This is a genomic window from Deinococcus aquaedulcis, from assembly GCF_019693445.1.
Taxonomy (GTDB): domain Bacteria; phylum Deinococcota; class Deinococci; order Deinococcales; family Deinococcaceae; genus Deinococcus; species Deinococcus aquaedulcis.
This window is the reverse complement of the sequence record NZ_JAHRBL010000001.1, coordinates 262,952-275,964: the sequence shown is the minus strand read 5'-3', so window position 1 is coordinate 275,964 and position 13,013 is coordinate 262,952. Positions and strand designations below refer to the sequence as shown.

12 protein-coding genes and 1 tRNA gene are annotated in these 13,013 nt (G+C 69.8%); 7 read left to right on the top strand and 6 right to left on the bottom strand.

What is annotated here, in order from left to right; genetic code table 11:
* Positions 1-32 precede the first annotated feature (32 nt).
* Both KMW22_RS01295 and KMW22_RS01290 read right to left on the bottom strand, forming a co-directional pair.
* Positions 33-314, bottom strand: coding sequence for a YiaA/YiaB family inner membrane protein (locus KMW22_RS01295; protein WP_221088199.1), 282 nt, complete (start codon positions 312-314; stop codon positions 33-35).
* 227 nt (positions 315-541) lie between these two features.
* Positions 542-616: transfer RNA gene (locus KMW22_RS01290), tRNA-Ala, on the bottom strand.
* Positions 617-739: 123 nt separating this feature from the next.
* Between KMW22_RS01290 and KMW22_RS01285 the strand changes: the two genes are divergently transcribed.
* Both KMW22_RS01285 and KMW22_RS01280 read left to right on the top strand, forming a co-directional pair.
* The gene (locus tag KMW22_RS01285) at positions 740-2,053 is read left to right on the top strand and encodes an HD domain-containing protein (RefSeq protein ID WP_221088198.1); all 1,314 of its coding nucleotides are present in this window, start codon (positions 740-742) and stop codon (positions 2,051-2,053) included.
* 77 nt (positions 2,054-2,130) lie between these two features.
* Positions 2,131-3,594 carry a glycoside hydrolase family 13 protein gene (locus tag KMW22_RS01280; protein ID WP_221088197.1) on the top strand — a complete coding sequence of 488 codons (1,464 nt, stop codon included), beginning with the start codon at positions 2,131-2,133 and terminating at the stop codon, positions 3,592-3,594.
* A gap of 73 nt (positions 3,595-3,667) precedes the next feature.
* On the opposite strand, the gene KMW22_RS01275 is transcribed toward KMW22_RS01280, so the two are convergent.
* Entirely contained in the window at positions 3,668-4,858 is a 1,191-nt protein-coding gene (locus KMW22_RS01275) for a molybdopterin molybdotransferase MoeA (RefSeq protein WP_221088196.1), read from the bottom strand.
* Between the two features lie 58 nt (positions 4,859-4,916).
* Between KMW22_RS01275 and KMW22_RS01270 the strand changes: the two genes are divergently transcribed.
* A complete protein-coding gene (locus KMW22_RS01270) occupies positions 4,917-6,020 on the top strand; it encodes a CAP domain-containing protein (protein WP_221088195.1) in 1,104 nt (367 codons plus the stop codon).
* Between the two features lie 107 nt (positions 6,021-6,127).
* Positions 6,128-6,607, top strand: a complete 480-nt coding sequence (locus tag KMW22_RS01265; protein ID WP_221088194.1) for an FKBP-type peptidyl-prolyl cis-trans isomerase — start codon at positions 6,128-6,130, stop codon at positions 6,605-6,607.
* A gap of 123 nt (positions 6,608-6,730) precedes the next feature.
* Here KMW22_RS01265 and KMW22_RS01260 read toward each other — a convergent pair whose 3' ends face one another.
* From KMW22_RS01260 to KMW22_RS01250, 3 genes are all read right to left on the bottom strand, one after another.
* Positions 6,731-7,246, bottom strand: coding sequence for an HD domain-containing protein (locus KMW22_RS01260; protein WP_221088193.1), 516 nt, complete (start codon positions 7,244-7,246; stop codon positions 6,731-6,733).
* A gap of 62 nt (positions 7,247-7,308) precedes the next feature.
* A complete protein-coding gene (trxB, locus tag KMW22_RS01255; RefSeq protein WP_221088192.1) occupies positions 7,309-8,277 on the bottom strand; it encodes a thioredoxin-disulfide reductase in 969 nt (322 codons plus the stop codon).
* 75 nt (positions 8,278-8,352) lie between these two features.
* Positions 8,353-8,883 carry a DUF6174 domain-containing protein gene (locus tag KMW22_RS01250; protein WP_221088191.1) on the bottom strand — a complete coding sequence of 177 codons (531 nt, stop codon included), beginning with the start codon at positions 8,881-8,883 and terminating at the stop codon, positions 8,353-8,355.
* 136 nt (positions 8,884-9,019) lie between these two features.
* On the opposite strand from KMW22_RS01250, the gene KMW22_RS01245 reads away from it, so the two are divergent.
* The 3 genes from KMW22_RS01245 to KMW22_RS01235 all read left to right on the top strand — a co-directional run bounded on the left by KMW22_RS01245 (position 9,020) and on the right by KMW22_RS01235 (position 12,943).
* Entirely contained in the window at positions 9,020-9,868 is an 849-nt protein-coding gene (locus KMW22_RS01245; protein ID WP_221088190.1) for a 1,4-dihydroxy-6-naphthoate synthase, read from the top strand.
* Positions 9,869-10,271: 403 nt separating this feature from the next.
* Positions 10,272-11,510: a PQQ-dependent sugar dehydrogenase gene (locus KMW22_RS01240; protein WP_221088189.1), complete on the top strand. Its 1,239-nt coding sequence runs from the start codon at positions 10,272-10,274 to the stop codon at positions 11,508-11,510.
* The gene (locus tag KMW22_RS01235) at positions 11,510-12,943 is read left to right on the top strand and encodes a superoxide dismutase family protein (protein WP_221088188.1); all 1,434 of its coding nucleotides are present in this window, start codon (positions 11,510-11,512) and stop codon (positions 12,941-12,943) included. The genes KMW22_RS01240 and KMW22_RS01235 overlap by 1 nt, the downstream gene beginning before the upstream one ends.
* Positions 12,944-13,013: the final 70 nt, after the last annotated feature.

Below are 13,013 nucleotides of genomic sequence, written 5' to 3'. Positions count from 1 at the left end.
CGCTGCTCAGGCTGCGCTTAAGGACGACGGGCTCAGCTTTCGTACTTGCTGAGCACCTGCTCGGTGCGGGCGTGCTTCACGCGGTTGACCAGCCGCTCGTGCTCGTGCTTGTCGCGCAGGCTTTTGCTGAGGGTCAGCGTGCTGGCGGTCAGGAACAGGGTGCCCATGTACAGGTAGCCCTTGATCCACCAGTTCACCGGAATGAAGTAGATGCCCAGCAGCAGCAGGCTGAGGCTGACCAGAAAGGCAATCCAGATAAAACTGAGCCAGGCGGGCGAGTCGCCCTGCAGATCGGGGTTTACATACTGGGTCATGCGCGGGCCTCCTTGGGGAAAGGGAACAGGTTGACCCGCAGTGTAGAAGGGCAGGCCGCGCGGCGCTGCCCAATGTGAACAGGGTGCAGCCAGCAGGGGCCTAGACCTTCGGAGGATGACAGGGAAGGCAGAACTGGGACGCCACCTGCTTTTTGCCCTCACTCTGTCACAGACACCCCAGTGAAAAAGCAGCAGGGACACGGCCTGTAGAACCGTGTCCCTTCCTGTGGTGGAGGCTTGGGGATTCGAACCCCAGACCCTCCGCTTGCAAAGCGGATGCTCTCCCGCTGAGCTAAGCCCCCTCAGCGCCCGGCACTGTAGCAGAGCCTTCCGGGCTTGGCAAGCGCGGCGCGGCTGCTCCCCGCTCTACCCGCACCGCCAGATGGCCGATGCCCACCCGCAGCGGCGGCGCGTAGCATGCGCCCATGTTTCGCCGCCGCCCCCCCCTGCCACCCTTTCCGCCCGGCGCCCTGCTGGTCGGCGGCGCGGCGCGCGACTGGCTGCGTGGGGTGGCCGCCAAGGATTACGACTGGGCGGTGCCCGACCCCAGAGCGGCGGCGCTGGCGCTGGCGGCCACCACCGGGGGCGCGGCCTTTGCCCTGGACGACGAACGTGGCTACTGGCGGGTCCATGCCCCGGGCGGCGTGCAGCACGATCTGGTCCCGCTGCCGGGCGACGTGCAGGCCGACCTCTGGCGGCGCGACTTTACGGTGAATGCCATTGGGATAGACGCGGCGGGGCAGGTGCTGGACCCCACGGGTGGGGGGCGCGACCTGCGGGCGCGGCGGCTGCGCATGGTCTCGCCCCAGAACCTGCGCGCCGATCCCCTGCGGGCGTGGCGGGCGGCGCGCTTTGAAGCCACGCTGGGGTTCCGGCTGGAAGGCGCCACCGAGCGCGCCGTGCATGAGGTGGCGGCCGAACTGGCGCGCGGCGCCTTGCCCCTGCCGGCCCCGGAACGGGTGCGCGACGAACTGCACGCCCTGCTGGGCCACCCAGAGGCGGCGCGGGGCCTCCTGCGCCTGGAAGGGCTGGGGCTGCTGGCCCTGACGGTGCCCGAACTGCGCGAAGGGCTGGGGCTGGGGCAGGGCGGCTTTCACCATCTGGACGTGTTTCACCACGGTATAGAGGCGCTGCACCAGCTGCTGGCCCGCCAGCCCCACGCCCCGCTACCCCTGCGCTGGGCCGCCCTGCTGCACGATGTGGGCAAACCACGCACCCATACCCGCGATCCCGACACCGGGCGTCAGTCCTTTCACGGCCACGACAAGGTGGGCGCAGCCCTGACCACGCAGATCCTGACCCGCCTGAAGCTGCCCGGTGACGACATCCGCCACGCGGCGGCGCTGGTGGGGGCGCACATGGTGCCGCTGCCGACCACGGAGCGCGAGGCCCGGCGTTTTGTGCACCGCCGCCGCGAGGTGCTGCCGGACCTCCTGAGCGTGATGCTGGCCGACCGCGAGGCCGCGCGTGGCCCCGCCAGTTCCGAGGCCAGCCGCCGCGCCTACGCCCAGGCGATGGACCGGGTGCTCGCGGCGCTGGAGGCCCAGCCCAGCCCCCCGCCGCCGTTGCTGCGCGGCGAGGCCATCATGGCGCTGCTGGGCGTACCCCCCGGCCCCCGCGTGGGGCAGGCGGCGCGCGCGCTGAGCGAAGCCGCTGCCGTGGGCGAAGTGGGCACCCCCGAAGAGGCGCGGGCGTTCGTGCAGCGCTGGGCCCAGGCGCATCCTCCTGAAAACCGTTAACCGGCCTCTGCCCTGTCCCGCCAATGGTGTCCCTGTCAGAGGCGCGAGAGCCTGGGGCCGCTATCCTCTCCCCCGACATGGAAGCCCGCAGCCCGGACCAGACCCTTGCCCCGCACCCCGTGACCCCCGACTGGGTGACGGACGCGGTGTTCTACCAGATTTTTCCTGACCGCTTTGCCCGCTCTGGCCGCGTGGAGGGCCTGAACCTGCAGCCCTGGGGCTCGGCTCCCCATTTTCAGAAGTACATGGGCGGCGACCTATGGGGTGTGGCCGACAAACTGGATTACATCGCCTCGCTGGGTGTGAACGCCATTTACTTCTGCCCGGTGTTCCAGTCGGCGGCCAACCACCGCTACCACACGCACGACTACTACCAGGTGGACCCCATGCTGGGCGGCAACGCGGCGCTGCGCCACCTTATTGACGAGGCGCACGCCCGGGGCATTCGCGTGGTGCTTGACGGCGTGTTCAACCACGCCAGCCGGGGCTTTTTCCAGTTCAACGACCTGCTGGAACAGGGCGAGGGCAGCGCCTACCGCGACTGGTTTCACCCCTCGGCGTGGCCGCTGAACGCCTACGACGAGAGCAAACCCGCCAACTACGCGGCGTGGTGGGGCAACCGCGCGCTGCCCAAGTTCAACACCGACACGCCCGCCGTGCGCGAATTTCTGTGGGACGTGGCCGAGCACTGGATCCGCTTTGGCATCGACGGCTGGCGTCTGGATGTGCCCAACGAGATTGACGACGACGCGTTCTGGCAGGAGTTCCGCCGCCGCGTCAAGGCCATCAATCCGGACGCCTACATCGTGGGGGAAATCTGGGGCGACGCCCACCGCTGGCTGGCCGGCGACCAGTTTGACGCCGTGATGAACTACCACTTCACCCGGCCCTGCCTCGCCTTTTTTGGCGCGCGCACCCTGGACCACCCCATGAACGAGCGCAGCGGCACCGGGCGCGTGGAGCCCATGGACGCCGCCGCCTTCGCCGCCCGCATGACCGAGGTGACGCAGATGTACCACCCGGACGTGGTGCGCGTGCAACTGAACCTGCTGGACTCGCACGACACCGCGCGCTTTCTGACGGCGGTGGGGGGCGACGCCAGCGCGTTTGGGCTGGCCACGGTCTTTCAGATGACCTACGTGGGCGCACCGTGCATCTACTACGGCGATGAGATCGGCCTGCCCGGCGGCCCCGACCCCGACTGCCGCCGCGCTTTTCCCTGGGACGAGCGCGAGTGGAACCTGGACACCCTGGCCCTGATCCGCCGCCTCACCGCCGCGCGCCACGCCACCCCCGCCCTGGGGCGCGGCACCTTTGAGGTGACCCACGCGCAGGGCGAAGGGCTGGTGTATGCCCGGCGCCACGAGCGCGGCGACGCTTACGTGGGCCTGAACGCGGGCCTGAAGACCGCACACCTGCCCTTCACCAGCGTGCGTCCTGGCGCCTACCGCGACGTGCTGACCGGCCGCGAAGTTCACCTGACGGGCGACACCCCGCTGGGCGTCCCCGCACGGGGCGCGCTGGTGCTGGTGCCGGTTTAAGAGGAGGCGGGGTGCGGGAGGCGGGAAGCAGGAGGAGGCCTTTTTCCGCCTCCCGCACCCTGCTTCCCGCGCCCTACAACAGCAGCACCTCTACCTCGTCCCCCGCTGCCACCGCCTGCCCCTCCGGCACGACCACCAGGGCCTGGGCCTCGCTGAGGGACCGGAGGATGCCGCTGCCCTGCGCGCCGTAGTCGTGGGCGGCGCCGTCCCGCAGCACCGCGCGCCAGAAGGCCGTTTTATCGGGCAGGGCGGCAAAGGGCGTGGCCGCGCGCAGGCGCAGGAGGTGTGGCGCCTGTCCGGTCAGAACCGGGCGCACGATGACCTCAAACACCACGAGGCTACTGACCGGGTTGCCGGGCAGGCCAAATACAGGCAAGCCATTCCAGCGGCCCAGCAGGGCGGGGCCCCCGGGGCGCATGCGCACCTTCCAGAAGCTCACCTGCCCGCGCTCCAGCAGCAGGTCGCGCAGAAAGTCGTATTTGCCCATGCTGACCCCGCCGCTGCTCAGCAGCAGGTCGGCGCCGCCCGCCTGTTCCAGCAGGGCGGCCAGGGCGGCCGGGGAATCGGGGGCGTGGCCCAGGGGAATGACCTCGCAGCCGCACTCAGCCAGCAGGGCGCGCAGGCCCACGCTGTTGGAGTCGTACACCTGCCCCGGGCACAGGGGCTGGCCCGGCGGCACCACTTCGTCGCCGGTAGACAGCAGCGCCACCCGCAGGCGGCGCCTGACCGGCACCTCGGCGTGGCCCAGCGCGGCGGCCAGGGCCAGCCGGGCCGGGGTCAGGGGTGTGCCGACCCGCAGCACCACGTCCCCGGCGCGGAAGTCACCGCCCTCGGCGCGCACGTCGCCGGGGCGGGCGGGGCGCCGCAGGGCCACGTGGTCGGCGCCGTCCTCGGCCAGCTGTTCCACCGGGCAGATGGCGTCGGTGCCGGGCGGCAGCGGCGCGCCGGTATAGATGCGCACGCACTCGCCGGGGCCCACGGTGCCGGCAAAGGGCTCCCCCGCGCGGCTCTCGCCCACCACGCGCAGGCGCACCGGGGTCTCCGGGCCGGCGCCCAGGGTGTCGGCTTCACGGGCGGCAATGCCGTCCAGGGCGCTCTCGGTGGCGCTGGGGTGGCTGACCAGTGCGGGCAGATCGGCGGCCAGGGTGCGGCCAGCGGCCTGCGCCAGCGGCACGGTTTCGTGGCCCAGCGTGGGCAGCAGGGCCGCCAGATGGGCGCGGGCCTGGGGCACGGTGACGTGCATGGGAAAGTCGGGCCGGGTCATGAAGGCAGGATAGGCGTGCGGCGCACCCAGCACGGGGCCGCGCGGCCTACCCTGGGGCATGGGCGCGTGGTGGTGGCTGCGTCGGGCGCTGCTGGCGCTGGCCTGGACCCTGGGGCTGTTTGCCCTGGGGGTGTGGGGGTTGCAACAGGCCGGCTGGTGGCCGGAACAGCAGGAGGCCGGGCCGGTGGCCCAGCCGGCGCCGGCCCCAATCCAGGTGGACGCGGCGGTGCCAGGCGATGAAGCACCACAACCGGAACCAGTCACCACCGTTTCGCCGGGCACCCCGCAGGCTCCGTCGTCGGCGCCAGCCCCACAGGCTCCCCGAACGCTCCTGACGCCCCCCGCGCCGTCTGGGGCAGCGCAGGTCCCGTCGGCCACGGCCCCCAGCCCCGCCGCCCTGGCCCCCCTGAACGCCGTGCGCCGCCGCGCGGGCATGGCCCCGGTGAAGCTGCAGGCCGCGTGGGCGCCCGGGTGCGCGGCCCACGCCCGCTATCTGGTGCGTGAGGACCGCGCCGAGCACCGCCAGGACCCGAAAAGCCCCTACCACAGCGCGGCGGGCGAGGCCTGCGCGCCGGGGCACTACTTCGTGTCCTCGCAGCCGGATTCCGGCGCCGGCCGGGCGGTGGGCTACTGGGCCAGCGGCGCGTTTCACCTGCCGCAGCTGCTGGACCCCCGCCTGACCCAGGTGGCGCTGGGCGTGGCCCACGACGGGCGCGGCGCCTTGCGCACGGCGGTGGTGCTAGACGTGCGCCGGGGCCTGGGCAAGGCCGCCGGGCGCTACCCGGTGCGCTACCCGGCCCCCGGGGCGACGGGCCCGGGGGGTCCGGCGGCGGCGGGTGAATGGCCCGACCCCACCGCTGGCTGCGCGGGGCTGGCGGGGACGCCGGGCGCCCCGGTGGCGCTGCTGCTGGGCCCGGATGGGCCGGCGGTGCGCTCGGCGCAGGTGTGGGTGAACGCCCGCCCCCAGCCCGCCTGCCTGCTGACCGCCCAGACCTTTGAGGGCGCCAATGCCAGCGAGACCCGCGCGGGGCGGCAGATTCTGGCGGCCCAGGGCGCAGCCGTGCTGCTGCCCCACGCCCCTCTGCCCCAGGGCGCACAGGTGAAGGTGCGCTTTGACACGGCGCGCGGCCCGGTGGGCTGGGCTTTTCGCGTTGGGCCCTGACAGCGGCGCGCCGCACCCCGCCCTCCCCCCTTGGTAGACTCCGCCCAGGCCCCAGCGCCCACCCGGCCGCCTCCGCTTTCTCTGGCGGGCCGGGGAACGGAGACCCCATGAACATCACCCAGGACAAGGTTGCCCAGCTCGACTACACGCTGACTGTGGACGGCGAAGTGATTGACCAGAGCGAAAGCGGCGAGCCGCTGACCTACCTGCACGGCCACAGCAACATCATCCCGGGCCTGGAACGCGCCCTGGAAGGCAAGGCGGCGGGCGACAGCCTGCAGGTCACCGTGGCCCCCGAAGACGGCTACGGCGAGCGCGACGAGGACAACGTCGAGGAACTGTCGCTGGAAGACTTCGAGGACGATGTGGAAGTGGGCGCCACCTACTACGCCCAGGCCGAAGACGGCAGCGTGATGCCCTTTACCGTGATGGCCGTGGAAGGCGACCGCGTGCAGGTGGACTTTAACCCCCCCCTGGCCGGCATGACCCTGAACTTCGACGTGAAGGTGGTCAGCGTGCGCGACGCCACCCCCGAAGAACTGGAGCACGGCCACGCCCACGCCGACGGCGATCACCACCACGACTGAAGGCTGAAGGAAAAGCGCCCCCACCTGTACCGGGTGGGGGCGCTTTTCTGGCCGTGAGCTCTGAGCCGTGGGCCATGAGCTTCGGAGCTCCTCATGGCTCATGGCCCAGAGCCCAGAGCCCCTTCACTCCTGATCGTCGTACAGATGCAGCAATGCGGCGTCCGGGTCGCCGCCGGGATGGTGGTGGCGAGCCACCAGGCGGGCCACGCGGGGGCGGGCGCCGGCGTGGGCCAGCAGGCGGGCACCCAGTTCGGGGTGGTGGGCGCGGATGCCCAGGGCGCCCACGGGCGGCAGCAGGCGGGTCAGGCGGTTGGGAATCAGGCCCACGGCCACGCGCTCCCACAGGTAATAGGGGCGCAGGCTTTTGCCGCAGTCGTGCAGCAGGGCGGCGGCCACCAGTTCGGCGTCGGCGCCCGGGTGCTCGCGCAGCAGGTGGCGGGCCACGCGGCAGGCGTGCTCGCGGTCACGGGGGTCCATGCTCTGGTACACGCGGGCCTCGGCACCGGTCAGGTGGTGCTGGGCCCAGGCGTCATCGGGCTGGGCGTCTTCGGGACTCATGGAGCGCCACAGCCGACGGGCCTTGGCGCGGTAGCCATTCACCTTGCGGCGAATGCGGGCGCTGAGGGTGCGGTGCGGCATACCCAGAGGATACGCAAAGCCCGCCCGCGCACAGGGCACGGGCGGGGCAGGCAGCGCCGGGATCAGTCTGCGGCGGTTTCGGCTTCCACTTCCAGGGCAGCCAGGGCGCGCTCGGCGCTCATGGCGGCGCGGGTACCGGCGCCCACGCTGGTGCCCAGCTGGCGGTAGATGTAATCACTCACATCGCCGGCCGCAAACAGCATAGGCACGCTGGTGTAGATCTCGTCCGTCACGTCCACGTAGCCGTCGGGACGCAGCTTCACGGTGTCCTTCACAAACTCGGTGTTCGGCACGTGCCCGATGAAGATGAACACGCCGTCGGTGGCCATGTCGGTCACTTCGCCGGTTTTCAGGTTCTTCAGGCGCACCCCAGTCACGGTGTCGTCACCCTGAATTTCCTCCACGGCCGTATCCCAGATGAACTTCATCTTGGGGTTGGCAAAGGCGCGGGCCTGGGCCACCTTGTTGGCGCGCAGGGTGTCGCGGCGGTGAATCAGGGTGACCTCGTCGGCAAACTTGGTCAGGAACAGCCCCTCTTCTACGGCCGCGTCGCCGCCGCCCACTACGACCACCTTCTTGCCCCGGTAGAAAAAGCCGTCACAGGTGGCGCAGGTTGAGACGCCCTTGCCCCAGAAGTGCTCCTCGCCGGGCACGTTCAGGCGCTTGGGGTTGGCGCCGGTGGCCAGAATCACGGCCTTGGCGCGGTAGGTGCCGCCGTAGCCAGTGACCGTGAAGGGGTACTCGTGGTCGTGCTCGTCGCGCACGATGGCCTGCACCTCGTCCATCTCGATCACGCCGCCGAATTTCTCGGCCTGCTGCTGCATGCGGCTGGCGAGTTCCATCCCGCTGATGGGCTCGGGGAAACCAGGGTAGTTCTCGACTTCCTCGGTCTGGGCGATCTGGCCGCCGGGCAGGCCCTTTTCCAGAATCAGGGTTTTCAGGCTGGCGCGGCCGGTGTAAATCGCAGCGGTCAGGCCGGCGGGGCCGCCGCCGACGATCACCACGTCATAGGTGTGGGTGTTGCCCGTCATGGATGAAGCGTACCACCGGCCACGATTCGCGATGGTCAGCCATGCACAGTTTGTTTTTTAAAGCACTTCAGATCTTCAGGGAAGCGGGGTGAAGCCCGAGACGGTCCACTCGCCAAAGCCATCGGCCACGCCGCCATCGCCCTGGCCGCTGTACAGGTACACCGGAAAGCCCAGCGCCGGGTCGTAGCGAATCCGCACCTCTGGGCAGGGCAACGTGGCCTGATACCGCAGCGTCTGGGCAAGGCTGTCAAAACGGCCCTCGACCGTGAGGCGGGCTAGCGGATTGGGCTGACCGGCCTCCCCAGGCAGCAGGTTCAGCGCCACCACGGCCCCATCACGCACCATGACCTGTGTGGCCGACAGCAGCACCGGGGCGGCCACCTGCCGCACCTCGTAGCGGTAGCGGGTCAGGCCCTGGGCCGCCCAGATGGCCCGGGCCTGCGCCAGTTCCCGGTTCAGGGTGGCAAAGTTGGGGCGAACATACCCGGGGCGGCAGCCCACCACAGATGGACGCGGCGCCCCTGCGCCGCCCGCCTGGGCGGGCGGCGCCAGCAGGGACGCACAGACACTCAGGGTCAGCAGGGCCACGCGGGCAGGGGCAGACATGGGCCCAGGCTAGCGGCCCACGGGGCCATCTGCCTGAATCCGGCCTTACGGCACCTTCAGCAGGCTGCACCGGCCAGGCCAGCAACCGGAGCCGGGGAGGCCAAGGTCCCGGACGCTCCGGCGTACCCTGGGCGCCATGACGACCCTGCCCACTGTGCTTGACCTGGGGTACTCGCTGTGCCCGAATGACACCTTTATTTTTCATGCGCTGCACGCCGGGCTGGTGCCCGCACCGCTGCCGGTGCGCGAGGTGCTTGAAGACGTGCAGACCCTGAACGACTGGGCGGTGACCGGGCGCCTGCCCATGACCAAGATCAGCTACCGCGCCTACTTTGAGGTGATGGACACCTACGTGGCGCTGCGCTCGGGCGGCGCTCTGGGCCGGGGGGTGGGCCCCCTGATCGTGACGCGGGGCGACGTGGAAGATCTGAACGGCCGCACCGTCATTTCCCCCGGCGCCCTGACGACCGCCGAACTGCTGCTGCGGCTGGTCTTTCCGCAGGTGCAGGTGGTGCGGGCCCGCTATGACGAAATTATGCCGGCGGTGGCGCGCGGCGAGCTGGGCGGCCAGAGGGTGGACGCCGGGCTGATCATCCACGAGTCGCGCTTTACCTACCCCCAGCACGGCCTGCACAAACGGCTGGATCTGGGCGCGTGGTGGGAAGGCGAAACTGGGCTGCCGCTGCCGCTGGGCGCCATTCTGGTGCGCCGCGACCTGCCGCACGACCTGCAGGGGCAACTGAACGAGGCGGTGCGCCAGAGCCTGGAGTATGCCTACGCCCACCCGCAGGCCTCCAAGGCCTACGTGCGCCAGCACGCCGCCGAACTGTCTGAGGAGGTGATGCAGGCGCACATTGACCTGTACGTGAACGCCTTCAGCCTCGATGTGGGCGAAGAAGGCGAGCGGGCCGTGCAGGAGTTGCACCGCCGGGCGGTGGCAGCGGGCGCGGTGGCCCCCAGTGCCCTGCCCCTGTTCGTGCGCTGATCCGGCCTCCAAGCAGTTCCAGCATGTACGACGGTCTATCTCCAGACGGAAGGACTCGCAGCACGGCGCAGCAGAGAGGAGAAGATAAGGATTGCCGGGAATTGGCGTTGGAAGGGGCTGGCTGTGGGGAACATCCAGTGCTGCTCTGGATGGTTTGGAAACACAGCCGCTTACAGTTCAACACCTGAAGCTGGCCTTCAGCCCGCCTTGAGGCCACGCTAAAGCGGCCCTCAGAAGGTACGAATCCCCCCACTGTGGCCCTGGGGTGGCCCTTAAGTTGGCCTCGTTCTACGCCCGGTGCGGCGCCGCCCCCTTCCGTACTTTCCCTGCCCGTTTCTTCGCTGGCCGGGGTCCAGGCTGTTTGGGGGCGATTTCTGGTGTCCGCGCCGCCCGAGGTCCTTTCATGCGTCTTTCCCTGCTGACCCTGAGTGCCCTGCTCACCGCCTCTGCCCTGGCCCAGAGCGCGCCCCCCACGCCACGCCCCCTGCCGCCCTCGGAGCCGCCAGCCACCGTGACGGCCACGCGCAACGAACCCACCGCGCTGGAATTCACGCCGGACAAACTGGCGCGGCTGAAGGTGCCCGCCGGCTTCACCCTGAAGGTGATGGCCACCGGCCTGGGCAACGCCCGCATGCTCTACGTGATGCCCGACGGCGGTATCTACCTCACCCGCCGCCAGCAGAACGACGTGTGGTACATGAAAGACGTCAACAAGGACGGCAAGATCGAGGCCACCGAGCGCAAACAGGTGGCCCAGAACCTGAAGCTGGCGCACGGCCTGGACGTGAAAGACAACAAGCTGTACGTGGTGGGCGAGAAAACCATCTGGGTGATGGACATGGCCAAGGACGGCACCCTGAGCGTGCCGCGCGTGTTTGCCGACGGCTTCCCGGACGCCGGGCAGCACCCTGCCCGCACCCTGAAATGGGGCCCGGACGGCTACCTGTACGCCAGCTTTGGCTCCACCAACAACGACGCCCCCACGCCCAACCCCGAAGAAGCGACCATTCTGCGTATTGCCCCAGACGGCAAAACCCGCGAGGTGTACGCCCGGGGCCTGCGCCACACCATTGGCTTTGGCTGGCACCCGGTGAGCGGCGTGCTGTACGGCGCCGACCAGGGCAGCGACTGGCACGGCGACAACATCCCGCCCGAGGAAATCAACGTGATCGAGCGCGGCAAGAATTACGGCTGGCCCTTCTGCTACGGGGACCGTCAGCCCGACCCATACGTGAACGTGGGCAACATTCCCGGCAAGGTGGCCAAGGAGGCCTACTGCGCGGGCACCCAGGGCAGCGTGCTGAACTACACCGCGCACGCCGCCGCCATTGCCCTGAACTACTACACCGGCACGCAGTTCCCGGCCGACATGCGCAACGACGCCTTTATCGCCTACCGGGGGTCTTGGAACCGCGCAGAGCCTAGCGGCTACGAGATTGCCCGGCTGGTGTTCGACGCACAGAACAAGCCTGAGCGCATTGAGCCTTTCGTGACCGGCTTCGTGTTTCAGGACGCCCAGGACGGCCTGTGGAAGCAATTCGGCCGCGTGGCGGGCGTGGCGACCTACACCGACGGCAGCCTGCTGTTCACCGATGACCAGAGCGGCGTGCTCTACCGCGTGATGTACACGGGAGGCCAGTGATGAGAAGGGCTTTTGCCAAACAGGCCGTGCTGGGGCTGCTGGCGCTGGGCGCGGCGGCAGGTGCGGCGCTGGCTGGTGGCATGGACATGCTGGCGATGGCGGCCCCCGCCAGCACACCCCTGAAGGCCACGGCCGCCCTGCGCGACACAGCCGGGCAGGTGCTGGGCACCGCCACTTTCGAGCAGCAGGGGATGGGCATGCGCGTCACCGTGCGCGTGTCCGGCCTGACGCCAGGGCAGCACGGCATGCACATCCACGAGTTCGGGCGCTGCACCCCGGGCATTGACCCGGCCACGAACACCGTGGTGCCCTTTGGCGGCGCGGGCGGCCACTTTGACCCCGGCATGAGCCGCAACCACGACGACCCCCAGGCTGGGAACAAGTACGGCCACGGCGGCGACCTGCCCATGCTGACTGTGGGCGCTGACGGCACCGGCACCGCCAGCTTCACCACTCAGAAGTCCAGCCTGACTGGCATGAACGGGGTGCTGAACCGCTCGCTGGTGATTCACGCCCGCCCCGATGACTACAAGAGCGATCCGTCCGGCATGACGGGCGCGCGCGAACGCTGCGGCGTGATCACCCGCGACAACTACAGTGCGCGCGACTACCCGCTGCCCGGCCCACAGGACTTTCCTGAAGGCGTGGCCTACGACGCCAAGCGGGGGCTCCTGTTTACAGGCAGCGCGGCCACTGGCACGATTTACGCCATCAATGCCAGCACTGGGGCGGTCAGCAAGTTCAACGAGGGCGGCGGCCAGGGCCGGGCCTCCTCGTTGGGCCTGAAGGTGGACACCCAGAGCCGGGTGTGGTCGGCAGGTGGGGCAACCGGCAAGATCAGCGTCTTTTCCCCAGACGGCTTCCCGCTGGCGATTCTGGACACGCCCAAATCGCCCAACAAGTTCATCAACGACCTCGCTTTCGGCCCCGACGGCTCGGCCTACGTGACGGATTCCTTCCGGCCCGTGATCTTCCGCGTCAGCCCGGACCTGAAGCTCAGCGCGTGGCTGAACCTGGGCGGCACGCCGATCAAGTACGGCCCCGGCATCAACCTGAACGGCATTGTGGCCACGCCGGACGGCCGCGCCCTGCTCACCATTCAGCTGAACACCGGCGAGCTGTGGCGGATTGACCTGCGCACCAAGGCGGTTCGCAAGGTGATGGGCGGTCTGGTCAACGGCGACGGGCTGCTGCTGGACGGCCGCACCCTGTACGTGGCGCGCAATAAGGATCAGGTGGTCAGCAAGATCAGCCTGAACGCCGACTACACGGCCGGCACCCTGGTAGCCGAAGAGCCCGTGACCGGCCTGCGCTTTCCCGCCACCCTGGCGGCCATCGGCGGCGACCTCGTGGTCACGCAGTCGCAACTGGACAAGCTGCAGGGCGGCACCCCCGAGACGCCTTTCAAGCTCACCCGCTTCAAGAAGTTCTGAGCAGCGCCACGCAGAGAAACCCTGCGGCTGACCCGCACGCCCGCTGAGGCAGAGCCACAACAGGCGCTCT

What these genes read in the sequence shown, in the direction of transcription:
- KMW22_RS01285 (WP_221088198.1), top strand. Translation starts at nt 740, where the DNA reads ATGTTTCGCCGCCGCCCCCCCCTGCCACCCTTTCCGCCCGGCGCCCTG.
- KMW22_RS01275 (WP_221088196.1), bottom strand. Translation starts at nt 4,858, where the DNA reads ATGACCCGGCCCGACTTTCCCATGCACGTCACCGTGCCCCAGGCCCGC.
- trxB (WP_221088192.1), bottom strand. Translation starts at nt 8,277, where the DNA reads ATGACGGGCAACACCCACACCTATGACGTGGTGATCGTCGGCGGCGGC.
- KMW22_RS01260 (WP_221088193.1), bottom strand. Translation starts at nt 7,246, where the DNA reads ATGCCGCACCGCACCCTCAGCGCCCGCATTCGCCGCAAGGTGAATGGC.
- KMW22_RS01235 (WP_221088188.1), top strand. Translation starts at nt 11,510, where the DNA reads ATGAGAAGGGCTTTTGCCAAACAGGCCGTGCTGGGGCTGCTGGCGCTG.
- KMW22_RS01240 (WP_221088189.1), top strand. Translation starts at nt 10,272, where the DNA reads ATGCGTCTTTCCCTGCTGACCCTGAGTGCCCTGCTCACCGCCTCTGCC.
- KMW22_RS01270 (WP_221088195.1), top strand. Translation starts at nt 4,917, where the DNA reads ATGGGCGCGTGGTGGTGGCTGCGTCGGGCGCTGCTGGCGCTGGCCTGG.
- KMW22_RS01295 (WP_221088199.1), bottom strand. Translation starts at nt 314, where the DNA reads ATGACCCAGTATGTAAACCCCGATCTGCAGGGCGACTCGCCCGCCTGG.
- KMW22_RS01245 (WP_221088190.1), top strand. Translation starts at nt 9,020, where the DNA reads ATGACGACCCTGCCCACTGTGCTTGACCTGGGGTACTCGCTGTGCCCG.
- KMW22_RS01280 (WP_221088197.1), top strand. Translation starts at nt 2,131, where the DNA reads ATGGAAGCCCGCAGCCCGGACCAGACCCTTGCCCCGCACCCCGTGACC.
- KMW22_RS01265 (WP_221088194.1), top strand. Translation starts at nt 6,128, where the DNA reads ATGAACATCACCCAGGACAAGGTTGCCCAGCTCGACTACACGCTGACT.
- KMW22_RS01250 (WP_221088191.1), bottom strand. Translation starts at nt 8,883, where the DNA reads ATGTCTGCCCCTGCCCGCGTGGCCCTGCTGACCCTGAGTGTCTGTGCG.